Origin of the sequence: Haloferax sp. Atlit-4N, from assembly GCF_003383025.1 — an archaeon.
Taxonomy (GTDB): domain Archaea; phylum Halobacteriota; class Halobacteria; order Halobacteriales; family Haloferacaceae; genus Haloferax; species Haloferax gibbonsii.
The window spans coordinates 727279-751981 of record NZ_PSYY01000001.1 but is presented as its reverse complement, the minus strand read 5'-3'; the positions used below and the strand labels follow the sequence as shown (position 1 = coordinate 751981).

Here is a 24703-nt window from a genome sequence, read left to right as displayed (position 1 = left end):
CTCCCGACCGACGGCCGCTCTCGCTACCTCGCAGACACGTCGCGAAACCGTTTACCCGGCGGACAGACTGGTGTGAGTAATGACCGCATTGACCGTCGTCACCGACCGCGACGACTTTCGCGCGACCGCCGAGGTCGCACCCGCCGGCGCGCGCGTCCCCGTCGAGGCCCGCATCGCCGTCTCGGACCCCTTCGACGCCTATCGACGCGCCCGCCGGAACGCCGGCGGCTTCTTCTACGAGACGACCGGCGGGCAACCCGGCTGGGGTGCCTTCGGCGTCTCCCCCGCGGAGCGCCTGACCGTCGACGACCCGACCGACGACGACTGGGGCGACCCCGGCGTCGACACCGCGCCGAGCCTCGCCGCGCTCGAATCGCTCGCCGACTCGGAGACGCTCGTCCGCGGCGACTGCGACGTGCCATACCCCTGCGGCCTGTTCGGGTGGCTCTCGTACGACGCGGCCCGCGAACTCGAATCGCTCCCCGAGCACACGACCGACGACCGGGGGCTCCCCCACCTCCAACTCGGCCTCTACGACCTCGTGGCGTCGTGGGAGGAACCCCGTCCTGACGACGGCGAGACGACGCTCCGGGTCACCTGCTGTCCCGTCGTCGACGACGACGCCGACCTCGACGCCGTCTACGACGAGGCGCGAACGCGGGCGACCGACCTCGCCGTCGAGGCGGTCGAGGGCGAACCAGAGCCCGTCTCCGCGCCCGTCGAATCCGACGAGGCGACGTTCGAGAGCGCCTGCGGCCGCGAGGCGTTCGCCGACCGCGTCCGCGCCGCGAAGCGGTACATCCGCGACGGCGACACGTTTCAGGCGAACCTCTCGCAGCGGCTCGTCGCGCCCGCGGCGGTCCACCCGGTGGACGCCTACGCGGCGCTCCGACAGGTCAACCCCGCGCCGTACTCGGGGCTGCTCGAACTCCCCGGCGTCGACCTCGTGAGCGCCAGCCCGGAACTCCTCTTGCGCGTCGAGGGCGACCGCCTCGTCACCGAACCCATCGCCGGCACCCGCCCGCGGGGGGCGACGCCCGAGGAGGACGACGCGCTGGAGGCCGACCTGACGACCGACGAGAAGGAGCGCGCCGAACACGCGATGCTCGTCGACCTCGAACGCAACGACCTCGGGAAGGTCTCGGAGTACGGGTCGGTCGAGGTGACGGAGTACCGCCGGGTGGACCGCTACTCGGAGGTGATGCACCTCGTCTCGCTGGTCGAGGGGTCCCGACGCGAGGGGACCAGTCTCGCCGACGCCGTCGCCGCGGTGTTCCCCGGCGGGACCATCACGGGCGCGCCGAAGCCCCGGACGATGGAGATTATCGACGAACTCGAAGCCACCCGGCGCGGCCCCTACACCGGGAGCATGTTCGCCGTCGGCTTCGACGACCGCGCGGTGCTGAACATCGTCATCCGGACGCTCGTCCGCTTCGGAGACGAGTACCACCTCCGCGTGGGTGCGGGCATCGTCCACGACTCCGACCCCGACAGCGAGTACGACGAGACGCTGGCGAAGGCGCGGGCGCTCATCACCGCCATCGACGAGGCGCTCGGCGAGCGCGCGGACATGACCGTGGGGGCCGAACGATGACGCGTATCCTCGTCGTCGACAACTACGACTCGTTCGCCTACAACCTCGTGCAGTACGTCGGCGAGGCGGTCGCGGAGGCGCAGGGCGAAAGCGGGGATGAAAGCGGAGACGCTTCGGACGACGTGCTCGTCTACCGCAACGACGCGCTCTCGGCCGACGACATCCGCGACATCGACCCGGACGGCATCGTCGTCTCGCCCGGCCCCGGCACCCCCGCGGACGCCGGCGTCTCGGTCTCGGTCTTCCGCGACCTCGACTACCCGACGCTCGGCGTCTGTCTCGGCCACCAGTCGCTCTGTGCCGCGCTCGGAAGCCGCGTCGGCCACGCGCCCCACGTCGTCCACGGGAAGCCCTCGCTCGTCGAACACGACGGCGCGGGCGTCTTCTCGGGGCTGCCCGACCGAATCGAAGTCGGCCGCTACCACTCGCTCGCGGTCGAACACGACGACGTGCCCCCCGAGTTAGCGGTGACCGCCCACACCGTCGCAGCGGAGTCAGAAACCGGCGGCCCAGACGCTGAAGAGGCCGACGAACCGTCGGTCGTGATGGGCGTTCGCCACCGCGAGAAGCCACACGTCGGCGTGCAGTTCCACCCCGAGAGCATCCTCACCGACTCGGGGAAGGACATCGTCCGCAACTTCGTCGCGCTCGCGGCCGGCGACGGCCCGGCGGCCGACGCGTGGGAGGCGGAGCGATGAGCGGCGACGACGACGCCGATGGGCGTTCGCTTCGCTACCACGTCGACGGCGAACTCGTCCCCGCCGAGTCGGCGTCGATTCCGGTCACGGACCGCGGCTTCCTCTACGGCGACGCCGCCTTCGAAACCCTCCGCGCCTACGGCGGCGAGGTGTTCCACTGGGAGGCCCACGCCGACCGACTGGCCGAGACGTGCGACGCGCTCGGGATGGACCACGGCCTGTCCGACGACGACCTGCGCGCGCGAATCGACGAGACGCTCGCGGCGAACGACCTCGACGAGGCGTACGTCAGGCTCTCCGTCACTCGCGGCAGTCAGGGCGGCCGCCTCACGCCGGCCGACGAGGTCGACCCCCGCGTCGTCGTCATCGTGGAACCGCTCTCCCGCGGCGGCCGCGGCTCCGACCCCGTGTGGGACGGCCCGGCGTCGGTCCAGACCGTCAAGACCCGGCGCATCCCCGACCGGTCGCTCCCCTCGCGGGCGAAGACCCACAACTACCTCAACGGCATCCTCGCCCGCGTCGAACTCCGCGTCACCGGCGCTGACGAGGCGCTCATGCTCGACGCCGACGGCTACGTCACCGAGGGCGCGACGAGCAACCTCTTTTTCGTCGACGACGACGCGCTCTGCACGCCGAGTCTCGACGGCCCGGTCCTCCCGGGCATCACCCGCCGCGTCGTCCTCGACCTCGCCCGACAGGAGGGCGTCCCGATTCGGGAGCGACGCTTCACGCCGGACGACGTGCGCGGCGCGAACGAGGCGTTCCTCACGAACTCGACGTGGGAACTCCGACCCGTGGAGACGGTCGACGGTATCCGAGTGGGCGACGGACCAGTGACGAAACTCATCTCGCGGCTCTACGACGACTACGTGGAGCGACGCCACTACGGCGGCGACGGCGACAACGATGGCGACGACGGCGGCGACGACGATAACGACGGGAACTGAATCGCGTCCGTCTGCTCGCCGTCAGAACTCGACGTTCGAACTCGAACTCCGGTCGGCGGGGTCGGTCTCGATTTCGCCTGCTCCGACGTAGTCGAACGCCTCGTCCGAGAGGAAGACGTGGTCGCCGTCGACCGTGATTTCGAGGTCGTCGAGCACCGCGCCCTCGCAGGGCCCGTAGTTGCAGTAGCCCGTGTCGGCCTCGAAGTACGCGCCGTGGTTCTGGCAGATGACCTCGCCGTTGCGCATCGGCGCGCCGGAGCCCTTGTCGAGTTTGATGTGCGTCAGGTGCATGCAGTAGTTCAGCCACCCTTGGATGCCGTCGTCGGTGCGCACGAGGATGGCCTCGCGCTCCTCGGCGTCGTCTTCGTCGGCCGCGCGGACGCGAAAGAGAAAGGTCGTGTCGTCGGGCACGTCGCCGACCGCGCAGATTCGTTCGAGGTCGCTCATTGTGCTCTCGTTGGGTCGGGGTCGAAAATCTCCTTCGGAAGCGGTCGATTGGGGCGACGGCGCGAAGCCTCGCCTCGCGCTCACTCGTCGAGGGCCATCCGAAAGAGGGAGAGTATCCAGTAGCCAGCACCCACGAACAGGAGGAGTCCGAAGCTACCCACGAGGAGATTTCCGGTTCCCAGTTGGCGTGTCCAGCCGAACCCGAGTATCGCGACGATGGCGAGGAGTCCGCCGAGTATCGTTCGCTGAATCGCAGACCAAAACTCTGTTCCCGAATCTGTAGAGGGCATACTCGGTCCCTACTCGCGGAGTGATTATCAATATGTGTTACAGATTTGAAATGACTGAGGGTTCGGGTCTCACGCTGTCGCGAGTTCGAGAACGTAGACGTAGACCTCATTCGCACCGGTTCGCGGCGCTCCCCGGTTCAACTCTACTGAGCTATGAGGCCGACCTCGTGGGCCGCGCCGAGCCGAGACTCGGCGCTTAGGAGTTGCGGTCGGCAAAACCATAGCGGGAGGTAGATTTGAACGACGCGAATCTCGCTTCGCTCGATTCTCTGGTTCAAACTACCTGTTGCGATTACCACAGAAGACGGGCCGCCGCAGCGCGATAAAACGCGCTGCTTGGGGTGTAGTTGTCAGGAGAATAGCGGGAGGTAGATTTGAACTACCGATCTCCGGGTTATGAGCCCGGCGGAATCTCCTGGCTATCCCATCCCGCTGAATCAACAAACGAGTCTGCTATTGTTAAGACTTCTGTTTCGGCCGCTGTGTGTCAATTTTCACCGTGAGTCGCGCTGACTCGAACGGGTCGCGATGCGCCACGTGAACAGGCTTTCTGCGACGTAGTTCAGGAGCATCGACGCGCCGATAGCGAGGGGTAGCGGGATGAGTTCCCAGAGGTCGATGCCGGCGACCGGAATCGACAGCGGAACCTCGCCGAGCGCCCGAACGACGAGCACCTGCACGAGGAGGCCGCCGCTCCTCACGAGGTTCGACTTCACGAAGCGCCGGACCTTCGCGGTGAGCAGGTCCGAGCCGGCCCCCGCGAACGTCCAGCGGTCGTTGATGACGAACATGATGATGATTGCGAGCTCCGCGCCGGCGAGCTTCGCGAGTTCGTTGGCGACGCCGAAAAAGACGATGAGGAGACTGCTCAACGAGAGGTCGAACACCGCGCCGACCGCGCCGACGGAGGCGAACTTGCCGAATCGGGTGCCGGAGACGAGCGCCGAGAGCCGGTCAGTCATCCGTGACCTCCGCCGAGAACTGCTCGACGAGGGTCCGCTCGTCGTTCCGAGCGTCGATGAGTTCGTGGAGGCGGTCCTCGCGAATCGTCCGGGCGCGGTGGCGCGACCGAAGGAGCCCGCGGGCCATCTTGAGCGTCGTGTCGACCGGCGAGACCGTCGAGTTCGGCTGGTCCTCCCAGACGACCGGCACCTCGGCCACGCGGTGGCCGAACGCGCCCGAGACGGCGATGAGTTCGATGTCCCACGCGAATCCGGGTTCGTACAGGTGGGTCCGAACGTCGGCCCACGCCGCGGCGGTGATGGCCTTCGCGCCGCACTGGTAGTCGTACAGCGGGACTTCGGTCAGGTGGCGGGCCAGCCACGCGAAGCCGTCGCCGAGGTAGCGCCGAGCGACCGTCTGGTGGGAGGCGACGGTCGCGTTCGGGTGACGGCGCGACCCCACGGCGAGGTCGGACCCCTCGCGGACGGCGGCGACGACGTTCGCCATCGACGCGGCCGGGGTGCTCCCGTCGGCGTCGGCGAACGAGAGGATGTCCGTGCGGAGCGACTCGAACCCGGCGGTGATGGCCGCGCCCTTGCCGCGACGGGCGTCGACCGGGTTCACGTGAGCGACGGCGGGGAGGGCGTCGAGGGCGTCGAGCGTCTCGGGCCGCGGCGCGTCGAGTTCGACCCGGACCACCTCGGGGTCCAGTTCCTCGACGAGAGCGTGGACGTAGGGGACCAGACGCTCTGGGTCGGGTCGATAGGCGGGGACCACCACCCCGACAGACTGCGACATGCACGACCATTCACTCAACGGGGTAAAAAGCGAACCGCTCTGTTTCGCACCGGCCATCACAAAACGTATTGCACCCGCGGCGCAGTCATCGGACAGATGGAGTACGCCCTCGTTGTCCGGTGGTTGCTGCTGTTCGCGGCCCTCTGGGCGGTCGGCCTTCCCCTCGCGACCCGCCTGTTCCGACGCCTTCCCGGTCGCGGTGCCGGACTCGCCCTCCCCGTCTCGCTCGTCGTCTTGACCCTTCCCGCCTACTACGTCGGCCACCTCTCGTTCGGCCCCGTGGCCCTCGTCGCCGGCGTCGGGACGCTCCTCGTCGCGTCCGCGGTCGCGGGCCTCGACCTCGGCGCGCTCCGCCGCGGCGACCTCCGACTCGCGTCCGACCTCGACATCGACCGGCGCGCCGTCGCCGACGCGGCCGCGGTGTTTCTCGTCGCCTTCCTGTTCGCGGTCTCGCTCCGGGCGCTCGACCCGTCGGTCCACGCCGGCGGCGGCGAGAAGTTCCTCGACTTCGGCCTCCTCCAGTCGCTCGCCCGCGCGTCGGTCCTCCCGCCGGAGGACATGTGGTTCGCCGGCGAGCCGGTCCGCTACTACTACGGCGGCCACCTCGTCTCGATTCTCCTCGCGCGGCTCACCGCCACCGACCCGTCGTTCGCCTACAACCTCGCGCTCGCCGGCTTCTTCGGCTTCCTCGTCACCGCGGCGTTCGAACTCGGGCGCGGGGTCGCCGCCGCCTCGGGGGCGAACGGTCGAATCGGCGGCCTGCTCTCGGCGTTCTTCGTCGGCTTCGCCAGCAACCTCGTCACCGCGGGGCGGTTCGCCCTCGCCGCGCTCCCCGAGGGGCTCCGGCGACCCCTCGCGCGAGCCGTCGCCGAGCGCTCGCAGTACACCGTCGAGCAGGTGATCGCCGGAACCTCGAACTTCTCGTACTGGAGCGCGAGCCGCGTGATTCCGGGTACCATCAACGAGTTCCCGCTTTTCGCGTGGCTCAACGGCGACCTCCACGCCCACATGATGGGCACGCCGTTTCTGCTCCTCGCGGCCGGCCTCGCCTTCGCGTACTTCCGGACGCCGGAGGAGGCGGTCGGCGAGCGCCGACTCCTCGTCGCCGCGACGACGCTCGTCGGCGCGCTCCAGGTCGTCGTCGACACGTGGAGTTTCCCGTCGGTGTTCGGCGTGCTGTTCCTCGGGATGGTCTTCGCGCCCGCACGGCCGTGGACGCTGTTTCCCGGTCGGGAGCGCGTTCGCTCGGCCGTCGACGACGACCCAGTTGCCGGTGAAGTAGCGCGACTCGTTGGGACGGTCGCGGCGGTCGGACTCGCCGGCGTCGTCGCCGCCGTGCTCGCGAGTCCGTTCCTCCTCGGCGCGGTCGCGGGCGGTGGAAGCGCCCGGACGGTCGAGATTCTCGCGCCCGACCAGCGAAGCGGGTTCGGCGCGCTGGCGCTCGTCCACGGGGCGTTCCTCGCGGCGTTCGCGGGCTACTACGTCCGTCGCCTCGGGGCGCAGGACGGCCTCGGCGGCCGCGAGTGGGCCGCGCTCCTCGGGAGCTTCGCGGTGCTGACCGTCGTCGCCGCCGTCCACTCGTTCGCCGCGCTCGCGCTCGTCGCACCCCTCGTCGCCGTCGGCTGGGTGCTCCTCCGGTTCGCCGACGACCCGCGGTTCGAGACGGTGCTCGTCGTCGCCGGCGCGGGCCTCGTGACGCTCGTCGAGCTCATCTACGTGAACGAGCAGGCCGGCCCCGGTCGGATGAACACGGTGTTCAAGACGTACATGCAGGTCTGGGTGCTCTGGGGGAGTGCGATGGGTGCCGTGCTGGCCGGCTTCGTCGGCGACGCGGTCGCCGCGAGCGACGTGTCGCTTCCGAGGGTCGACCTCAGCGTCCGCGGGGGGGCGGTCAGCGTCGTCGGGGTCGCGTTCGTCGTCCTCCTCGTCGCGTCCACGTCGGTGTACGGCGGACTTGCCGTCGCCGCCCACGCGGACACCCCCCGGCAGGAGGAGACGCTGGACGCGACGGCCTTCGCGGAGTGGTGGCACGAAAACGAATCGACCGCAATCACGTGGCTCGACGAGAACGTCGAGGGCAACCCGACGATGCTTACCGCGCCGGGGACGACGTGGTCGGCGACCGTGAGCGACGAGCGCGAGACCGTCATGTACGGCTGGCGCGGGAATCCCGAATCGAGCCTGACCGGCGTGCCGACGGTCGCCGGCTGGGCGCACGAGGTCGGCTACCGCGGCCCCGACGCGTACTACGACCGCGTGCGCGACGTGGACGCGATGTACGTCGGCAACGAGTCGACGCGGGCGCGGCTCGTCGAGCAGTACGAGGTTCGGTACGTGTGGGTCGGACCGGGCGAGCGCGCCCGCTACGGGGAAATAGAGACGGACGTGGCGTGGCTGACGCCGGTCCACCGGTCGGGGTCGGTCACGGTCTACGAGGTAGAAGAAGCGAGACTACCTTAGGCCGCGCCGCGCTCGCGGACGACTTCGACGGCCTCGGCGTCGACGCCCTCGGTGTCGAGCCAGTGCGGGACGAACTCGCGCTTTTCGAACGCCTCGCGCTCGTCTTCGGTGCCGACGGTGCACCACAGTTGGACGCGGTCGGGACCGTGCCAGTCGCCCTGTCGGTCGACCGAAAAGAGGACGTACTCCTCGCCGTCGTACTCGATGACGCCGTCGCGGCGGACGCCGGGGTCGCCGTGGATGATGAGCTTCTTCATGTGCCGGGATTGGCACAGTCACCGCTTAATCGCTTCGGCTTCGGGCGTGCGGCGCGCGGCGGGGGAATCGCGGACGGTGCAGTCACCGTGGGCTGCCCACACGTGACACGGCGAACGCCCGGTCGCGGCGAGTTCAGGGGCCGCGTCGAACCAAACGGGTTTTAACGGGCCACACCAAAACCCAGCACAAGGTCGATATCTATGCAGATGCCACGCCGTTTCAACACGTACTGCCCGAACTGCAAGGGTCACCACGAACACGAAGTGGAGAAGGTCCGGAAGGGACGCCCGACCGGCATGAAGTGGAACGCCCGTCAGACGCGACGCGGCAAGGCCACGATCGGTAACGCCGGTAAGTTCTCCAAGGTTCCCGGTGGCGACAAGCCGACGAAGAAGACCCACCTGAAGTACATCTGCTCCGACTGTGGCAAGGCCCACATGCGCGAGGGCTGGCGCGCCGGTCGCCTGGAGTTCCAGGAGTAAATCATGGCAGGAAACTTCTACAAGGTCGCGTGCAGCGACTGCGAGAACGAACAGGTCGTCTTCGGAAAAGCCTCCTCGGTCGTCAACTGCGCCGTCTGCGGGACGACCCTCGCCACGCCGACCGGCGGCAACGCCGAATTCCACGGCGAGGTCGTCGAGACGGTCGAGCGTCGCGACAGCGACGAACTTGAGGCGTAACTCCCTGGAGGACCTCGTATGAAGTACAGCGGATGGCCTGACCCCGGCGAACTCGTCGTCGGAAAGGTAGACGACATCGCGGACTTCGGCGTCTTCGTCGACCTCGAAGAGTACGAAGACAAACGCGGCCTCTGCCACATCAGCGAGGTCGCCAGCGGATGGATTAAGAACGTTCGCGACCACGTCCGCGAGGGACAGACAGTCGTCGCTAAAGTGCTCGAAGTCAACGAGAGTTCCCAGCAGATCGACCTCTCGATAAAGGACGTCAACGAGCACCAGCGCAAAGAGAAGATTCAGGAGTGGAAAAACGAGCAGAAGGCCGACAAGTGGATGGCGCTGGCGTTCGGCGAGGACATCGCCGACGACCGCTACCAGTCCATCGCCAACGCCCTGCTCGCCGAGTTCGAATCGCTCTACGACGGCTTCGAGCAGGCCGCGATTCACGGTCTCGAGGCGCTCGAAGACGTCGAACTCGACGACGACGAGCTCGAAGCCATCGTCGAGACCGCGCGCCAGAACGTGTCGGTCCCCTTCGTCAACGTCACCGGCTACGTCGACCTGCGCTCGCCCGCGGGCGACGGCGTCGACGACGTGAAGGAGGCCCTCAAAGCCGCCGAGGGCGACGACGAAATCGGCGACGAAATCGAACTGTCGGTCACGTACGTCGGCGCGCCCGAGTACCGCGTGAAGGTCAAAGCGCCCGACTACAAGACCGCCGAGACGGAGCTCGAATCGAGCGTCGCTCGGGCCCGCGAGGTCATCGAGGCCGCGGGCGGAACCGCGGAGTACCACCGCGAACGCAGCGGCGACGAAGAGTAATCGCATGAAGTCTGACATCCGGGTATGCAGCGCGTGGCGCGACCGCCACGACCGCCCGGTGTACTCACTTTCTGAGACCTGTCCGGAGTGTGGCGCAACCACAGAGAACAGCGCGCCCGCACCGTACAACCCAGAAGACCCCTACGGCGAGTACCGCCGCGCTCGGAAGCGCCGGCTCGCCGAGGAATAGCCGTCTTCGGCTACCGACGCTCTCTTAACCGGCGCGTCCGCCACTACGTGCATGGACGACATCGAAATCGAGGCTGTCGAGGAGGTCGACCTCACCGACCCGGTCCTCATCGAGGGACTGCCGGGCGTCGGGAACGTCGGCAAACTCGCCGTCGAGCACCTGCTGGAGGAGTTCGAGGAGGCCACGCTGGTCCGCCGCGTCTACGCCGACGTGTTCCCGCCGCAGGTGAGCATCGACGAGGGCGTCGCCGAGCTGACCCACGCCGCGATTCACGCCGTCGAGACGCCCGGCGAGGGGCCGGACCTGCTCCTCCTGACGGGCGACCACCAGGCGCAGTCCAACGAGGGTCACTACCACCTCACCGACGCCTTCCTCGACGTGGCCGAGGAGTTCGGCGTCGAGCGACTGTTCGCGCTGGGCGGCGTCCCGACCGGCGAGCTCGTCGACGAGCCGTCGGTCCTCGGCGCCGTCGCCGACGAGTCCCGTCTCGACGAACTCGAAGCGGCGGGCATCGAGTTCCGAGAGGACGAACCCGCCGGCGGCGTCGTCGGCGTCTCGGGACTGCTTCTCGGCCTCGGGAGTCGCCGCGGCCTCGACGCGACGTGCCTGATGGGCGAGACGAGCGGCTACCTCGTCGACCCCCAGAGCGCGCAGGTCGTCATCGAGGTCCTGCAGGACCTCCTCGAGTTCAGCGTCGACTTCGAATCGCTCGAAGAGCGTGCCGAGGAGATGAAGGAGGTCGCCGCGAAGATTCAGGAGATGCAACAGCAGCAGCAGGGCGGCATCGCCAGCGACGACGACCTCCGGTACATCGGCTGAGGTCGCGTCGACCGGCGCGGCCCGACTCGTTTTCGAACGGAGTTTAGGCTTCGATGATGTCGTCGTCTGCGAACTCCGGGACGACGACCTCGCCGTCGAGCGACTGCACCGCGCGACCGCCGACGCGTATCTCCGCGCCGACCCGCACGCGGACGGTGCCCGGCCGGTCCACGAAGTGGCCCTGTTCGAAGCGGAGTTCGTCCGGCATGGAGTCGAACGCGCCCACTTGCCGGAGGTACGCGCCGCACGCACCCGCGGCGGTGCCGGTCGCGGGGTCCTCGGAGATGCCGATGCCGGGCGCGAAACACCGCGCGTGGAGCGTGGAGTCGCCGTCGATGGCGTCGAAGGTGAAGGCGTAGACGCCCGCCGCGTCGTGTTCGGCGGCGAGGTCGGCGATGGCGGCGTCGTCGGGGTCCGCACCCGAGAGGTGTTCGAGGAAGTTGACCGGGACGACGAGGAAGGGAAGCCCCGTGGAGGCGACCGCGACGGGGAGGTCCGCACCCACGTCGCGGAGGGCGGCGTCGTCGACGCCGAGCGCCGCCGCGAGGCGGTCGTAGTCGACTTCCAGGGGACGCACCGTCGGCGCGTTCTGCGTCATCCACACCTCCCCGAGGTCGCCGAGTTCGATGTCGAGGGTGCCGACGTTCGTCTCCAGCGTGTGGGTACCCGGTTCGAGTTCGCGCTCGGCCGCGAGGTGAGCGTGGGCCGCGATAGTCGCGTGTCCGCAGAGGTCGACTTCCTGCTTCGGCGTGAAGTAGCGGATGCGGCGGTCCGCGGCGGCCGACGAGCAGACGAACGCCGTCTCGCTCGCGCCGAGTTCGGCGGCGACGGCGCGCATCTGTTCCGCGTCGAGTCCGTCGGCGTCGGGGACGACCCCGGCCGCGTTACCGGACAGCGGTTCGGTCGTGAAGGCGTCGACGAGGAGGGCGCGTCGGCTATCCATGGAAAGGCGCACTACACGGCGATGTATCAAACCAGTGGGTCGGCGGTCACGTCACGAGAGAGAAGGGAAGAGCGCGATACGAGCGCGGGTCGGTCGGTGTCGGCCGATTCACGCGCGGGTCCACCGGACGCGGCCGCTCGTTTGAGCTGCGCCGTCGCCCTGCATCACTTCGCGCATGTTCATACAGGCTGGGCACCCGACGACCTCGTCCATGTCGTTGCCGAAGACGCGGACGAAGTCGCGGGAGACGAACTCACCACAGTTACCACACGTGTGCATTCTGTTTCACCTACAAATCCGCATACTCCGGCACTCGACATAACTATGCCCCTTGTTAACATACGTTAGTGTCCGCCTGAACGACGGGTTCCCCGGTTAGTCACCGAATAACGTCGGTTCGAGCGGTTTTGATACGGCGACACACGGGCGGAGCGAGTCGTACAGATTAAAGGGCGTCAGGCGCGGCAGTACGCACGGTGAACGGAAGATATGGGCGACCTCCCCGACGAGTTTAACTGTACTATCACGAACTGGGAGTACATCTACGGCCTCTGCCGCGACGTTTCGGACGAGGTCAAGACATCCGAGTTCGAACCCGACGTCATCGTCGCGTTGGCCCGCGGCGGCTGGTTCGCCGGCCGCTGCATCTGTGACTTCCTCGGGTTGGACGACCTGACGAGCCTGAAGATGGAACACTACGTCGGGACGGCCCAGAAATCGAACGAGCCGGAGGTGCGCTACCCGATGCCGGAAGGCAGCGTCGAGGGTAAGGACGTGCTCATCATCGACGACATCGCCGACACCGGCGGCTCCATCAAGCGCGCACACGAGTACGTCAACGAGCGCAACGCGGGCGAGGTCCGGACCGCGACGCTCCAACTCCTCCAGACCAGCGAGTTCGAACCCGACTACGTCGGCGAGCGCCTCGAAGAGTGGGCGTGGGTCGTCTACCCGTGGAACTTCATCGAGGACATGATAGACCTCACCTCGGGCGTCATGGCGAAGGCCGACGACGACACCTTCGAACTCGAAGACGTCCGCCACTACCTCGCGGAGTTCCACGACGTGGACCGCATCGAGATGGAAATCGCCCAACCCGACCGGATGCCGGAAGTCATGTCCGAGATGGAGCGCCGCGGCTACGTCGAATCCACCGGCGACGGCGCGTGGCGACTCCTCGAAAACGACGGCGTCGGGACCTGAGCGCGGCCGCGTTCGGTTCGACCCGGTTTCGTTCGACTGCTTCGACGCTGTTGAATCCACCTGAGTTTGATAGAACCGATTAGTCGGGTGAACGACCATCGAATCGGACGGGCGTCCGGCGGTCGGTCGCTCAGGCACCCATGTTCGCCACTTTCTCGGCGAACTCGGCGTGGAGGTCGGCGTGGTGATGGACGATTTTCCACTCGCCCTTCTCCTGCCGGTAGACGTTGGTCGTCCGGCCCTCCAGGGACATGGGTTCACCCGCAAAAGTCCACGACACCGACTCGGTGCAGAGTTCGTACGCAGCGTCGCCGACGACGCGGATGACCTGGTCCGCTCGGATGACCGTGCCATCCGCACTCGCCGATGCGACTCCGGCGAAGGACCCAGAGACGGCCTCCCAACCCTCTTCCCGTCCACCGATTGGGTGCATGGTCGTCACGTCGTCCTCGTGTGACCAGATGTCCGCCATGGAGTCGGCATTCCCGTTCGCCATCGCTTCCAGCGCCCCGTAGAACTGGTCGGATGCGGCTCGGACGCCGGCTTCGGCTGCTACGCGTTTTGTAGACATTACAAACCTCAAGGTAACGACGGCTCCAGAGGATATATACTAAATCTATGATATTTCGTACGGTCATCTATTTCGGACGTTTCGCCGGGAGGAGCCCGACTCCTCGTTTCGACCGGAGTGAGAGAGAGTGGCTGTACACGTCGGTAGCGGACTGCTCGAACCGACGCTGGATGCGAGACTCGCACCCCGTATTCAGCACGGTCTCGACAAACTGTCACCAGCCGGGGGTTTCAACAGAGCCGCGTGTCCGACTGCTTCGACCGTCGGCTTCAACGCCCCTCCGACCGCTCACACTCGACCGCCGCCCGGACTCGTCCGAAGCGAAACGTTCGTTTGCGTGACGGACCTCGGCACGCGCATGTCGCTGTTTTCTATCTTCGTCACCGCGCTCCTGCCGATTCTCGCCATCGGCGCGGTGGGGTTCGCCCTCGGCCGCGCCCGCGACGTGGACCCCGAGCCGCTCAACACGGTCACGGTGTACGTCCTCGCGCCGGTCCTCGTGTTCTACAGCCTCGCGACGACCGAACTCGCCGGCGAGACGCTGGCGACCATCACCGCCGGCGTCGTCGTCTACCACGTCGCCATGCTCCTCGTCGCGGGCGGCGTCGCCCGACTCGCGGGCGTCTCCGAACCGCTTCTCGGCGCGCTCGTCCTCGTCGCCGCCTTTCCGAACTCAGGGAACTACGGCATCCCCGTCAGTTCGTTCGCCTTCGGCGACACCGGCCGCTCGACGGCCGTCGTCTACCTCGCCGTCCAGAGCGTCCTCATCTACACGCTGGGCGTGTACATCGCCGGACGAGGGACCGACCGCGACGACGGCGCGCCGGGATGGCGCGTCGGCCTCGAACGCATCGTCCGCATCCCGCTCGTCTACGCCGTCGTCGCCGCGCTCGCGGCTCGCTGGCTCGGTGTCGTCCCGCCGACGGGCGTCCCCGCGATGGAGACGCTCAGGCTCGTTGGCGACTCGTCGATTCCGATGATGCTCCTCATCCTCGGCATCCAACTCGCGGGGGCCGACCTCGGCTCGACGCTCTCGGAGGTCGGCGTCGTCGCCGCGCTCAAGATAGTCGTCGCGCCCGCGGTCGCCGTCGGCGTCGCGCTCGTCGCCGGTTTCGGCGACCCGACGGTCGCGCGGACGTTCGTCCTCGAATCCGCGATGCCCGCCGCGGTCACGCCGCTCATCCTCGTCGCGGAGTTCGGCGACGCCACCGGAACCGGCTCGGCCACCTCGCTCGCCGAGTTCGTCTCCGCGGCCGTCTTCGCGACGACCCTCCTCAGCGTGCCCGCGCTCTCGGTGCTCATCTACCTCTTGAACCACGGCTTCGTGGTGTAGGCCCCGTTTCGCCACGATTTTGTGCGCTCTCTCCCACCTCCGAGTATGAAGATCGGATTCATCGGTGGCAGCGGTATCTACGAGGCGCTCCCGCTGGAGAACACCCGCGAGGAACCCGTCGAGACGCCCTTCGGCGAGCCCTCGACGACGCCCGTCGTCGGCGAGTTCGGCGACACCGGCCGCGAGGTCGTCTTCCTCCCGCGACACGGCCCCGACCACCAGCACTCGCCGACGACGCTTCCCTACCGCGCGAACATCTTCGCGCTGAAGCAACTCGGCGTCACCCACGTCCTCGCCAGCAACGCCGTCGGCAGTCTCAAAGAGGACCTGCCGCCGCAGACGCTCGTCGTCCCCGACCAGATTTACGACCGCACGAAACACCGCCCGCTTACGTTCTTCGACGAGGGCATCGTCGTCCACCAGCCCTTCGCGATGCCGTACGACGAGGAACTCGTCTCCATCCTCGCCGAGGCCGCCGAGGAGGCGACCGACGCGCGGGTCCAAGCGGGCGGCACCTACGTCTGCATCGAGGGTCCCTCGTACTCCACGAAGGCCGAAAGCGAGCATTACCGCGCGCAGGGCTGGGACGTCATCGGCATGACGACCATCCCCGAGGCCAAACTCGCCCGGGAGGCCGAGATGGCCTACGCGACCATCACCGGCGTCACCGACTACGACGTCTGGAAGGAAGACAGCGAAGTCACCCTCGACGAGGTGCTGAAGAACGCCGCCGCCAACGAGGAGGCCATCAAGGAGACCGTCGAGGCCGCCATCCGCAAGATACCCGACGGCCACGAGACCGACAGCCACGCCGCGCTCGAAGGGACCATCAACACGCCCGACGAGGCCATCCCCGCCGAGACGAAAGAAAAGCTCGCGCCGCTCATCGACAAGTACGTCGACTGAGCCGGCGCTTCAGTCGTTCAGTTCTGCGGATTCTTCCGAACCGTCCTCCGGCACCGGGACCTCGCGTTCACCGCGCGCCGCCTCGTCGTCCGGCGAGAACTCGACCGCGTGACAGCGCGCGCAGTACTCGTTTTCGCCGCGGTCGGTCGTCGCGAGCGGGATGCCCGCGACGACGAGTTGCGTGCTGAACTCCCGAGCGACGCCGCTGTCGTCCGACTCGCCGCAGACGACGCACTCGCGGACCGCCCGCGGCGACGTGACCACCTCACGGACGCGGCCGAACGAGGTCGGACTGTACGAGACGTAGCCGGGGAAGTAGCAGTGCAACCAGAAGATGGGCAAGAAAAACAGGAGCGCCCACGTCCAGATGGCAGACTGGGGAAACAGAATCGCCGCCGCGAGCGCCGCGAACAACGTCGACGTGACGAGCGAAACCGCGACCGTCAACCGCCGGAGCGTGCTGGAGAGCAGGGTCGGATGGGACACGTCCGAGAGTGACGGCGGGTCCGATAAAATAGCTAGTCGTCCGCGATGGCCTCGGCTTCGAGTTCGGGGTCGTCGGCGTCGTCATCGGTATCGTCGGAGCCGTCGACGGCCGCCTCGGCTTCCGACGCGTCAGTTCCGTCGGCGTCCGGGTCGACCTCCGACCCCGCGCCGGGGTCGGCGTCGAACACCTCGGGGTTCCGAATCCAGAGGTCGCCGAACAGGTCGTCCTGCTTGAGGTAGACCGTGCTCCGGTGGGACAGAAACAGGAGCGCGAGATAGGTCGTCATCACCGTGTCGGCCACGTCGCGGACCTCGGCGAACAGCACCTCGTCGCGGCCCTTCTGGTAGTGCGTCGCGAGCACGTCGCCGACGGCTTCGACGACCGCCTCGATATCCTCGTTGTGGGCGGTCCCGGTCACGTCGTCCTCCGTGGGTTCGCCCGCGCCGCGCATCTCGCCGGGCGTGTGGTAGTCGAGCGTCTGCGTCCCCCGGGAGAAGCCGCGCGGCGATTCCGAGGTGTCGTACTCGCGGCGGCGCTTCCACCACGACCCGCGTTCGACCTCCCGGAGTTCGCGGACGAGTTCGTCCAGCGTTTCGGGCGACCCGCGGGCCTGCTTGCGTTCGAGTCGGCGGTCCATCTCGTCTTCCAGCGCGTCGATGGGGTCGAAACCGGGCGGACCGCCGTCGTCGTCGCCGGGGTGACCTTCGTCGCCGCCGCCCTGTAAGGCGAGTTCCCACGGTTCGAGTTCCTCCTCGTCGGGTTCGTCCGGCGCGAGGAGTTCGTCGGACTTCATGCGCAGGAGGACGCTCGCGTAGAACAGCGCCCGCCCGGTCGTCCGGAGGTCCATCGCGTCGAGGCGGTTCAGGAAGGCGTCTGTGACCTCCACGATGTCGATATCCCACGGGTCGATGGTGCCCTCCTTCGCGAGTTGGACGAGGAGTTCGACCGGTTCGACCTCGTCGTCGTCGGTCTCCGAGACGTCTTCCGGGAGAACCTCGTCCATCGCGTCGGGTTCGGTGGGGCCGGCGGAGTCGGCGGCGTCCGGAGTGGTGTCGGCCGCGGAACCCGACTCGGCGTCGTCGCCGCCGAACGAGAAGACCGCGTCGTCATCGTCATCCTCGTCGCTCGCATCGCGCTCGCCACGCCCGCGAGAGAGGTTCAGTTCGGGGATGTCGTCAGTCATCCGCCGGAACCTCCGCTTCCACGTCCGCGTCGGCTCCGCCGCCGTCACCACCGTCGGCGTCGTCGCCGTCGTCGTCGCTTCCGCTGTCGTCGCCGTCGAATCCGTCCGCGTCGCCTCCGTCGCCTCCATCGCTTCCGGGGCCGTCGTCGCCGCCGAACTGGATACCCGTGACGGCGCTGACGTTGTCGCCCTGCATCGTCACGCCGATGGCGCGCTCGGCGCGTTCGAGCAGCGCGGAGCGGTGCGAGACGACGACGAACTGGGCGTCGCCCGCGAGGTCGTCGACCATCTGGCCGACGCGCTCGGCGTTCGCGGCGTCGAGGAAGGCGTCCACCTCGTCGAGCGCGTAGAACGGCGCGGGGTTGTGCCGCTGGATTGCGAAGATGAACGCGAGCGCCGTCAGCGACTTCTCGCCGCCGGACATGGCGTCGAGGCGCTGGATGGGCTTGTCGCCCGGCTGGGCCTTCATCGTCAGCCCCTCCTCGAATGGGTCTTCCGGGTTCTCCAACTGGAGGTGGCCCGTCCCGTTCGACAGGCGCTCGAAGATGTCGGTGAAGTTCTCGGCGATGGCGTCGAACGACTCCATGAACGTCGCCTTCTTCTGGGACTCGTACTGGTCGATGCGGTCGGCGATGGCGTCTCGCTCTTCGACCAGCACGTCGCGGCGCTCCTGGAGGGATTCGAGGTCGGCCTTCACGTCGTCGTACTCGTCGATGGCGAGCATGTTGACCGGTTCGAGTTCCTCCATCTCCTCGGTGAGCCGCTCGATTTCGGACTCGACCGTATCGTGGTCGGGAATCTCGTCGGGGTCGTAGTCGCCGACCTGCGACTCGAGTTCGTCGATTTCCCACTCGAGGCGCTCCGCGGCCGAGCGCATGCTTTCGAGCTTCGATTCGACCGCGTTCACCCGGTCTTTCTTCTCGTCGCGGGCGCTCCGAGCCTCCCGGAGGTCGCCCTGGAGCTCCGTGCGGTCCTCCTTGAGGTCGACCAGTTCCTCCTCGAGTTCGGCGACCGCCTCGCGCTTTGCTTCGAGGTCGCCCTCGCGCTCCTCGATTTTCGACTCCGCCTCGGAGATGGACTTCCGGGCCTCAGCTTTGCGGTTCTGGGCGGCCTCGACCGTGTCGTGGAGGTCGTCGACCGCGTCTTCCGCGTACTGCTTTTCGAGCTGAATCTCGTTGAGCCGGCCGTCGAGCGTGGACATCCGGTCTTCGAGGTCGTCGATGTCCGCGCGAATGTCGTCGGCGCGGGCGGTGAGTTCCGGAATCTCGGAGTCCGCGAGTTCGGTCTCGATGTCCTCGATTGCGGCCTCGACCGTCTCGATTTCGTCGTCGAGGTCGGCGATTTCGTCGTCGAGGTCGGACATCTGTTCGTCCACCGACTCGCGTTCGGACTGGAGTTCGTCGAGGCGGTCGTCGAGGCGGTCGATTTCGGCTTCGGCGTCCTCGATGTCCTCCTCGGCGTCCTCGATTTCGCGCTCGATGGTCCGGACGCGGTCGGCGGCGTCGGAGGCCCGGCCGCGGGCGTCGTCGAGGTCGTCGTCGATGTCCCGAATCTCGCCGTTGAGCGAGCGACGGCGGTCTTCGAGCTTCGTGATTTCCTTCGCGAGGCGTTCGAGTTTGCCCTCGCCGGACTTCGAAAAGGAGTAGCGAGAGCCGCCGCCGGAGCCGCCGGTCATCGCGCCGGAGCGCTCGACGAGGTCGCCGTCGAGGGTGACCATGCGGTAGTCGCCCATCAGGTCGCGGGCGGTCTCCATGTCCTCGACGACGAGCGTCGAGCCGAGGACGTACGAGAAGACGGACTCGTACTGGCTGTCGTAGTCGACGAGGTTGCGCGCGAAGTCGACGACGCCGGGGTTGTTGGGCTTGCGCGGCAGGCTCCGGTTGTCCATCTTCGTGATGGGCAGGAACGTCGCGCGGCCCGCGTTGCGGGACTTCAGGTGGTCGATACAGGACGACCCCACGCCGTCGTCGTCGACGACGACGTTGGCGAGGCGGCCGCCGGCGGCCGTCTCACACGCCTTGGCGTACTCGCCGTCGACGGAGCCGAGTTGGCCGACCGCGCCGTGAACGCCGGAGATGCCGGCGTTGAGGATGGTCGTGACGGCTCGGGGCCAGGAGTTGTCGCCGTCCTTCCCGGCGCGGGCTTCGAGGCGGGCGTACTCGGACTGCTTGGTCTGGAGTTCGTCCGTGACCTCCGAGAGTTCGTCGTTCAGTTCGGCCTTCTCGGCCTGCAGGTCCTCGATGACGCCGTCTATCTTCGCCTTGTTCTTCTCGGCGGTGTCGAGTTCGCTGTGCAGGTCGGAGACCGTCGCCTTCAGTTCGGGGATGCGCTCGCGGGCGCGTTCGAGTTCGTCCCGCGTCTCCGAGATCTGGTTCGAGCGGCGGCGCGCGTCGTCGAGCAGGCGGTCCTTGGCGCGCTGGCGGTCGTTCTTCTCGTCTTTGAGCTCGTCGAGCGTCTCCTTTCTCGCCGCGAGTTCGGACTTCAGTTCGTCGAACTCGGTGTCGACCGAGTCGATTTCGGCCTGCACCTCGGAGAGTTCGACCCGCTTGGACTGGATGTCGCTTTTGACCGACGCCTTCTCGACTTTGACCTCGCGGATGTCGTCTTCGAGGTCGTCGATCTGTTCTTGCTTGCGGTCGATGTCGACGAACGCCTTCCGGCGCTCGGCCTCGGCGTCGTCGCGCTTTTCCTCGGCGGCCTCGATGGCGTTTTCGAGCCGGGAGATGTCGCCTTTTATCTCCTCCATCTCCGACTTGATTCGGAGCTGTTCGTCCTCGCCCTTGCGCTCGATTTCGCGGGTGAGGTCTTCGAGGTCCTCTTCGAGACGGGTGACCTTGCCCTGTCGCTCGTCGAGTTCGGCCTGTAGGTCTTCGAGGTCGGCCTCCGTGGACTCGATGCGCGATTCGGTCCGCGAGAGGTCGTCGCGCTTGTCTTCGAGCTCCGCGGCCTTCAGGTAGCCCTCGTACTCTTCTTTCTCCTCGCGGAGTCCCTTGTAGGTGAGCGCGGTCTCGCGCTCGTCGGCGAGTTGGTCGAGGCGCGTCTCCTTTTCCTCGATGCGGAGGTCCGCCTCGTCGACGCGCTCTTCGACCGCCTCCAACTCCTCGAAGGCGGCGTCTTTCTTCTCGTCGAACTCGGCGACGCCCGCGATTTCGTCGATGATGCCCCGCCGCTGGTAGGGCGTCATGTTGATTATCTCGGTCACGTCGCCCTGCATGACGACGTTGTAGCCCTCGGGGGTGATGCCCGCCTGGGCGAGCAGGTCCTTGATGTCCGAGAGGTTGACGGAGCGCTCGTTGAGGTAGTAGTACGAGTAGTAGTTGTCCGGCGTCTCCTTGACGCGGCGCTTGATGGTTATCTCCTCGACGTCGCCGACCTTGTCGGTGCCGGCGGCGTTGACGACCTGCGACCGGTCGAGCGTCCCCTCGGAGTTGTCGAGGACGACCGTGACGCTGGCCTCCTTGGGCTGTTTCGCGGCCTCGTCGCTCCCGTCGGCGTGGCCGGGATTGTAGATGAGGTCCGTCAGCTTCTCGGCGCGAATCCCGCGGGTGCGGGCGAGACCGAGCGCGAAGAGGACGCCGTCGATGATGTTCGATTTGCCGGAACCGTTCGGGCCCGTAACGACCGTGAAATCCTCGTAGAACGGGATGCGAGTCGGCCGCCCGAAGCTCTTGAAACCGTCAAGGACGAGCTCTTTGATGTGCATGGGTTGGTGTTCACGCGGGCGACGCCCGCAGGTGGAGCGCGCCGCATGAACACGGGGCGCGCTCGCGTCGGACGGCGCGCCCGATTACGCGACGATGATGTCGTCGTCGGGGGTCTCGCCGTCGCCTTCGTCAGTCTCGTCGGTCTCGTCCGGTTTAGTCTCATCGCCGTCGGCCGGCTCCGCCTCGTCGGCCTCGGCGGGCTCCGCGGCGGACTCGGCTTCGGTCTCCCAGTCGCCGCGGCGGGTCGCGGCCCGCGAGGGGACGTCCACGTCGTTGGCGTCTTCGAGCTGGCGAAGCCGTTCTTTGGTCTCGACGAGTTCCTCGGTGAGCCCGTTCACGGCGGCCTGCAGTTCTGCGACTTTGGATTCGAGTTCCTCCACCCGGTTACTCATGGGTAACATAGCCCCTCGCGTGAGACATAAATGTGCGTCAGACAATCACCGAAAATGTGATACGTGTGCGGGCGACCCGCCTTCGCACGCTCGCCGCCGCCGCCTCAGTCCCGGTACGACTCGGTCGTTGTCTGCCGGAGCGAGCGGACCGCCTCGAGGTACGCTTCCCGACTGCGCTTTTCTGCTTTCGCCGCGCGGACCTCGGCCATCGCCTCGGGGCTCGTGAGCAGGTCGACCAGCGTGCAGGCGGTGAGTTTCGCCGGGATGACGTACGCCATCTCCTCGTCGACGACCCGGAAGTCCCGGGCGTGAATCGCGCCCTCGAAGCCGCCGGTCCACGGGTGGATTCCGGGGACGAGCTGCGTGATGTCGCCCATGTCCGTCGAGCCCGAGAGGTGGGCGTGGCCCTCGTCGACGGCGTCGGGGCCGACGACGTCGCGGGCGTTTTCGTCGTAGAACGCGACCATCGTCTCGTCGGTCCGAAGCGGCATGTAACCGGGGTAGTCCTCGATTTCCACGTCGCCGCCGACGCCCATCGCGCCGGAGGCGAGCGCCCGGTTGACCGACTCGTTCGCCTCGGAGACGGCCTCGACGGAGGCCGCGCGGACGTACGACTCCATCGTCACCTCTGCGGGGACGACGTTGACGCCGTCGCCGCCGCGGGTGATGATGGGGTGGACGCGGACGTGGTCCTCGTCGCGGAAGCGCTCGCGCTGGGCGTGGACCGCGTTCATCCCGAGCATCGCGGCGTTGAGCGCGTTGACGCCCTCTTCGGGGGCCGCGCCGGCGTGCGCCTCGGCCCCGCGGTAGGTGACGAACTTGCCGACGAACCCGTTCGTCGAGAAGTCGCTCGTAATCGTCCGCTCGGGCGTGTCGCTGCCGGCGTGCATCATCGCGGCGGCGTCCCAGTCGTCGACGTAGCCGCGGCGGATGAGCTCCTGTTTGCCGCCGAAGAACTCGATGTCGCCCGCTTCGAGCAGGTCGCGGCGGTAGTCGAGGTCGAGATACTCCTCGGCCGGGACGGCGACGAACTCGACCGCACCGTCGAGGTCGTCGACGACGCCGCTTTCGACGAGGCCGAAGGCGGTCCCGACGAGGTGCGCGAGCTGGGCGTTGTGGCCGCAGGCGTGGACCGCGCCGGTCTCGGGGTCCGCCATCGGGTGGTCCGGGTTGACGAGCGCGTCGAGTTCACCGAGGACGGCCGCGACGAAGTCGCCCTCGCCGGCTCTGGCGCGCGCGCCGGTAATCGCCAGTTCCGTCTCCACGTCGAGGTCGAGGTCCTCGAAGAGAGAGACGACCTTCTCGGTCGTCTTGACCTCCTTGTAGCCGAGTTCCGGTTCGGCTTGCACGTCCTTCGCGAAGGCGGTGATTTCGTCGGCGCGGTCGTCGATAGCGTCGCAGACGCGGGTTTTGAGGTCTGCAGTCATCTGAGTCGCGTGTCGAGACGGGGCGGGAGGTGATAAGTGACGCCGCCAAGGGGCGTAGCCGCGGCCGGTCCCGTTAGTCTTTAGCCCACCGCCGTCGAAGCGCGCCCAATGACTGCGCAAGCGCTCGAACAGCGCGAACTCGCGGTCGTCATCGGGTTGGAGGTCCACGTTCAACTCGAGACGGCCACGAAGATTTTCTGTAGCTGTTCGACCGAGCCTGCCGAGGACGAGGAGCCGAACACCCGCGTGTGCCCCGTCTGTCTCGGGCTGCCGGGCGCGCTCCCGGTGCTCAACGAGGCGGCGGTGGAGTCGGCGGTCAAAATCGGCAAGGCGCTGAACGCCGATATCGCCGAGGACACCCGCTTCCACCGGAAGAACTACTACTACCCCGACCTGCCCAAGAACTTCCAAATCACCCAGTACGACGCGCCCATCTGCGCCGACGGGACGCTGGAGGTGTCCGTCGAGGGCACCCGCCGGGACATCGGCATCACGCGCGCCCACCTCGAAGAGGACCCCGGCAGCCTCCAGCACAAAGGCGGCAGCATCGACACGGCGGACTACACGCTCGTCAACTACAACCGCGCCGGCACGCCGCTGGTCGAAATCGTCACCGAGCCCGACTTCCGGAGCCCCCAGGAGACCCGCGCGTTCCTCGCGAAGCTCGAAGAGGTGCTCGAATACCTCGGCGTGTTCGACGCCACCCGCGACGGCTCGCTCCGCATCGACGCCAACATCTCGCTCGTCCCCGCCGACGAGGTCGACGACGACGGCTCGATTTCCGACGAGGCGCTCGAAGCGGCCAACCGAACCGAGGTCAAGAACATCTCCAGCCACAAGGGCGCAGAGAAGGCGCTGGCCTACGAGGTCACCCGCCAGAAGAACGCCATCAAGCGCGGCCGCGCCGTCGAACAGGAGACGCGCCACTGGGACGAGTCCCGCGGCATCACCGTCTCGATGCGCTCGAAGGAAGAAGAAAAGGACTACCGCTACTTCCGCGAGGCCGACCTCCCGCCGCTGCAGGTCGCCCACTGGAAGGAGGAGATTCCGATTCCGGAACTCCCCGACGCCCGCCGCGAGCGCTTCCACACCGAGTACGGCATCGACGAGGAGTCCGCCTCGAAGCTCACCTCGACCAAGGAGGTCGCCGACTTCTTCGAGGACGTGGCCGCCGAGTTCGACGCCGACCTCGCCGCGACGTGGGTCGCCGACAACCTGCTCGGCGAACTCAACTACCGCGACATGCATATCACGGACGTGTCGGACCGCCTCGACGAGTTCACGCGGCTGGTCGAACTCGTCGACGCCGACGAGGTGACGACGAAGAACGCCGAGGAAATCGTCCTCCGCGAGATGCTCGACGAGGGCAAGGACCCCGACACCATCGTCGACGAAGAAGGGCTCGGCAAGGCCGACGACGACGAAATCGGCGGCTTCGTGCAGGAAGCCATCGACGAGAACCCCGACGCCGTCGAGGACTACCACGACGGCGAGGGCGGCGCGCTGAACTTCCTCGTCGGGCAGGTCATGCAGAAGTCCAAGGGGAGCGCCGACCCCGGCACGGTGAACCAGTTGCTCCGCGAGCGACTGGACGAATAACCGACCGTCTTCG

The 24703-nt window shown here is 67.4% G+C and carries 26 protein-coding genes and 1 tRNA gene; 13 read left to right on the top strand and 14 right to left on the bottom strand.

The features are described 5' to 3' along the window. Window positions 1-79: 79 nt before the first annotated feature. Genes pabB through C5C07_RS03950 form a run of 3 tightly spaced genes read left to right on the top strand, consistent with a single transcriptional unit; the run spans window position 80 to window position 3239 of the window. Window positions 80-1594 (top strand): aminodeoxychorismate synthase, component I, encoded by a 1515-nt coding sequence (gene pabB, locus C5C07_RS03960; RefSeq protein ID WP_115804599.1) that lies wholly within the window; start codon window positions 80-82, stop codon window positions 1592-1594. Next, the gene (locus tag C5C07_RS03955) at window positions 1591-2292 is read left to right on the top strand and encodes an aminodeoxychorismate/anthranilate synthase component II (RefSeq protein ID WP_115804598.1); all 702 of its coding nucleotides are present in this window, start codon (window positions 1591-1593) and stop codon (window positions 2290-2292) included. Before pabB ends, C5C07_RS03955 begins: the two co-directional genes overlap by 4 nt. Then, window positions 2289-3239 carry an aminotransferase class IV gene (locus C5C07_RS03950; RefSeq protein WP_115804597.1) on the top strand — a complete coding sequence of 317 codons (951 nt, stop codon included), beginning with the start codon at window positions 2289-2291 and terminating at the stop codon, window positions 3237-3239. Before C5C07_RS03955 ends, C5C07_RS03950 begins: the two co-directional genes overlap by 4 nt. Window positions 3240-3260: 21 nt before the next feature. Here C5C07_RS03950 and C5C07_RS03945 read toward each other — a convergent pair whose 3' ends face one another. The 5 genes from C5C07_RS03945 to C5C07_RS03925 all read right to left on the bottom strand — a co-directional run bounded on the left by C5C07_RS03945 (window position 3261) and on the right by C5C07_RS03925 (window position 5716). Continuing rightward, window positions 3261-3686: a Rieske 2Fe-2S domain-containing protein gene (locus C5C07_RS03945; protein WP_004972848.1), complete on the bottom strand. Its 426-nt coding sequence runs from the start codon at window positions 3684-3686 to the stop codon at window positions 3261-3263. Between the two features lie 80 nt (window positions 3687-3766). Next, entirely contained in the window at window positions 3767-3976 is a 210-nt protein-coding gene (locus C5C07_RS03940) for a hypothetical protein (protein WP_004972851.1), read from the bottom strand. 359 nt (window positions 3977-4335) lie between these two features. Next, window positions 4336-4410, bottom strand: a tRNA-Met gene (locus C5C07_RS03935). A 60-nt stretch (window positions 4411-4470) separates the two neighbouring features. Next, window positions 4471-4938, bottom strand: a complete 468-nt coding sequence (locus C5C07_RS03930; RefSeq protein ID WP_004972853.1) for a GtrA family protein — start codon at window positions 4936-4938, stop codon at window positions 4471-4473. Next, complete coding sequence (locus tag C5C07_RS03925; RefSeq protein WP_049904949.1) at window positions 4931-5716, bottom strand: glycosyltransferase; 786 nt, start codon at window positions 5714-5716, stop codon at window positions 4931-4933. Before C5C07_RS03925 ends, C5C07_RS03930 begins: the two co-directional genes overlap by 8 nt. Window positions 5717-5812: 96 nt before the next feature. Between C5C07_RS03925 and C5C07_RS03920 the strand changes: the two genes are divergently transcribed. Continuing rightward, window positions 5813-8176: a DUF2298 domain-containing protein gene (locus C5C07_RS03920; RefSeq protein WP_115804596.1), complete on the top strand. Its 2364-nt coding sequence runs from the start codon at window positions 5813-5815 to the stop codon at window positions 8174-8176. Here C5C07_RS03920 and C5C07_RS03915 read toward each other — a convergent pair. After that, on the bottom strand, window positions 8173-8433 hold the full coding sequence (locus C5C07_RS03915; protein WP_058568453.1) for an HAH_0734 family protein: 261 nt from the start codon (window positions 8431-8433) through the stop codon (window positions 8173-8175). The genes C5C07_RS03920 and C5C07_RS03915 overlap by 4 nt on opposite strands. Before the next feature lie 201 nt (window positions 8434-8634). On the opposite strand from C5C07_RS03915, the gene C5C07_RS03910 reads away from it, so the two are divergent. From C5C07_RS03910 to C5C07_RS03890, 5 genes are read left to right on the top strand one after another with little or no spacing between them, the layout of a single operon-like run. Beyond that, the gene (locus tag C5C07_RS03910; protein ID WP_004972860.1) at window positions 8635-8916 is read left to right on the top strand and encodes a 50S ribosomal protein L44e; all 282 of its coding nucleotides are present in this window, start codon (window positions 8635-8637) and stop codon (window positions 8914-8916) included. Between the two features lie 3 nt (window positions 8917-8919). Continuing rightward, window positions 8920-9114, top strand: a complete 195-nt coding sequence (locus C5C07_RS03905) for a 30S ribosomal protein S27e (RefSeq protein WP_004044235.1) — start codon at window positions 8920-8922, stop codon at window positions 9112-9114. A gap of 18 nt (window positions 9115-9132) precedes the next feature. Beyond that, window positions 9133-9933, top strand: coding sequence for a translation initiation factor IF-2 subunit alpha (locus C5C07_RS03900; protein ID WP_004972863.1), 801 nt, complete (start codon window positions 9133-9135; stop codon window positions 9931-9933). A gap of 4 nt (window positions 9934-9937) precedes the next feature. Further along, window positions 9938-10123: an RNA-protein complex protein Nop10 gene (locus C5C07_RS03895; protein WP_004972865.1), complete on the top strand. Its 186-nt coding sequence runs from the start codon at window positions 9938-9940 to the stop codon at window positions 10121-10123. Between the two features lie 51 nt (window positions 10124-10174). After that, the gene (locus C5C07_RS03890) at window positions 10175-10942 is read left to right on the top strand and encodes a proteasome assembly chaperone family protein (RefSeq protein ID WP_004972867.1); all 768 of its coding nucleotides are present in this window, start codon (window positions 10175-10177) and stop codon (window positions 10940-10942) included. Window positions 10943-10985: 43 nt separating this feature from the next. Here C5C07_RS03890 and C5C07_RS03885 read toward each other — a convergent pair whose 3' ends face one another. Both C5C07_RS03885 and C5C07_RS21580 read right to left on the bottom strand, forming a co-directional pair. Further along, window positions 10986-11885 carry a PhzF family phenazine biosynthesis protein gene (locus tag C5C07_RS03885; protein ID WP_004972869.1) on the bottom strand — a complete coding sequence of 300 codons (900 nt, stop codon included), beginning with the start codon at window positions 11883-11885 and terminating at the stop codon, window positions 10986-10988. 108 nt (window positions 11886-11993) lie between these two features. After that, window positions 11994-12164, bottom strand: coding sequence for a hypothetical protein (locus C5C07_RS21580; RefSeq protein ID WP_004044240.1), 171 nt, complete (start codon window positions 12162-12164; stop codon window positions 11994-11996). A 210-nt stretch (window positions 12165-12374) separates the two neighbouring features. Here C5C07_RS21580 and C5C07_RS03880 point away from each other — a divergent pair, with 210 nt between their 5' ends. After that, window positions 12375-13088 carry a phosphoribosyltransferase gene (locus C5C07_RS03880; RefSeq protein ID WP_115804595.1) on the top strand — a complete coding sequence of 238 codons (714 nt, stop codon included), beginning with the start codon at window positions 12375-12377 and terminating at the stop codon, window positions 13086-13088. Between the two features lie 130 nt (window positions 13089-13218). Here C5C07_RS03880 and C5C07_RS03875 read toward each other — a convergent pair whose 3' ends face one another. Further along, a complete protein-coding gene (locus tag C5C07_RS03875) occupies window positions 13219-13659 on the bottom strand; it encodes a nuclear transport factor 2 family protein (protein WP_233510279.1) in 441 nt (146 codons plus the stop codon). Between the two features lie 337 nt (window positions 13660-13996). Between C5C07_RS03875 and C5C07_RS03870 the strand changes: the two genes are divergently transcribed. Together C5C07_RS03870 and mtnP are read left to right on the top strand one after the other, a co-directional pair. Then, window positions 13997-14992 (top strand): AEC family transporter, encoded by a 996-nt coding sequence (locus C5C07_RS03870; protein ID WP_115804593.1) that lies wholly within the window; start codon window positions 13997-13999, stop codon window positions 14990-14992. Between the two features lie 45 nt (window positions 14993-15037). Next, entirely contained in the window at window positions 15038-15898 is an 861-nt protein-coding gene (mtnP, locus tag C5C07_RS03865; RefSeq protein ID WP_115804592.1) for an S-methyl-5'-thioadenosine phosphorylase, read from the top strand. Between the two features lie 9 nt (window positions 15899-15907). Here the strand turns inward: mtnP and C5C07_RS03860 are convergent, their stop codons facing one another. The 5 genes from C5C07_RS03860 to C5C07_RS03840 form a co-directional block, all read right to left on the bottom strand. After that, window positions 15908-16384, bottom strand: a complete 477-nt coding sequence (locus C5C07_RS03860) for a hypothetical protein (RefSeq protein WP_115804591.1) — start codon at window positions 16382-16384, stop codon at window positions 15908-15910. A 32-nt stretch (window positions 16385-16416) separates the two neighbouring features. Continuing rightward, on the bottom strand, window positions 16417-17568 hold the full coding sequence (locus C5C07_RS03855) for a ScpA family protein (protein WP_115804934.1): 1152 nt from the start codon (window positions 17566-17568) through the stop codon (window positions 16417-16419). Beyond that, window positions 17561-21271, bottom strand: a complete 3711-nt coding sequence (gene smc / locus C5C07_RS03850; RefSeq protein ID WP_004972885.1) for a chromosome segregation protein SMC — start codon at window positions 21269-21271, stop codon at window positions 17561-17563. The genes C5C07_RS03855 and smc overlap by 8 nt, the downstream gene beginning before the upstream one ends. An 84-nt stretch (window positions 21272-21355) precedes the next feature. Then, window positions 21356-21664, bottom strand: a complete 309-nt coding sequence (locus tag C5C07_RS03845) for a chromosome segregation protein SMC (RefSeq protein ID WP_115804590.1) — start codon at window positions 21662-21664, stop codon at window positions 21356-21358. A gap of 104 nt (window positions 21665-21768) precedes the next feature. Beyond that, the gene (locus C5C07_RS03840) at window positions 21769-23091 is read right to left on the bottom strand and encodes an amidohydrolase (RefSeq protein WP_115804589.1); all 1323 of its coding nucleotides are present in this window, start codon (window positions 23089-23091) and stop codon (window positions 21769-21771) included. A gap of 108 nt (window positions 23092-23199) precedes the next feature. Here C5C07_RS03840 and gatB point away from each other — a divergent pair, with 108 nt between their 5' ends. Continuing rightward, on the top strand, window positions 23200-24690 hold the full coding sequence (gene gatB / locus C5C07_RS03835; RefSeq protein WP_004972890.1) for an Asp-tRNA(Asn)/Glu-tRNA(Gln) amidotransferase subunit GatB: 1491 nt from the start codon (window positions 23200-23202) through the stop codon (window positions 24688-24690). The last annotated feature ends 13 nt before the right edge of the window (window positions 24691-24703 follow it).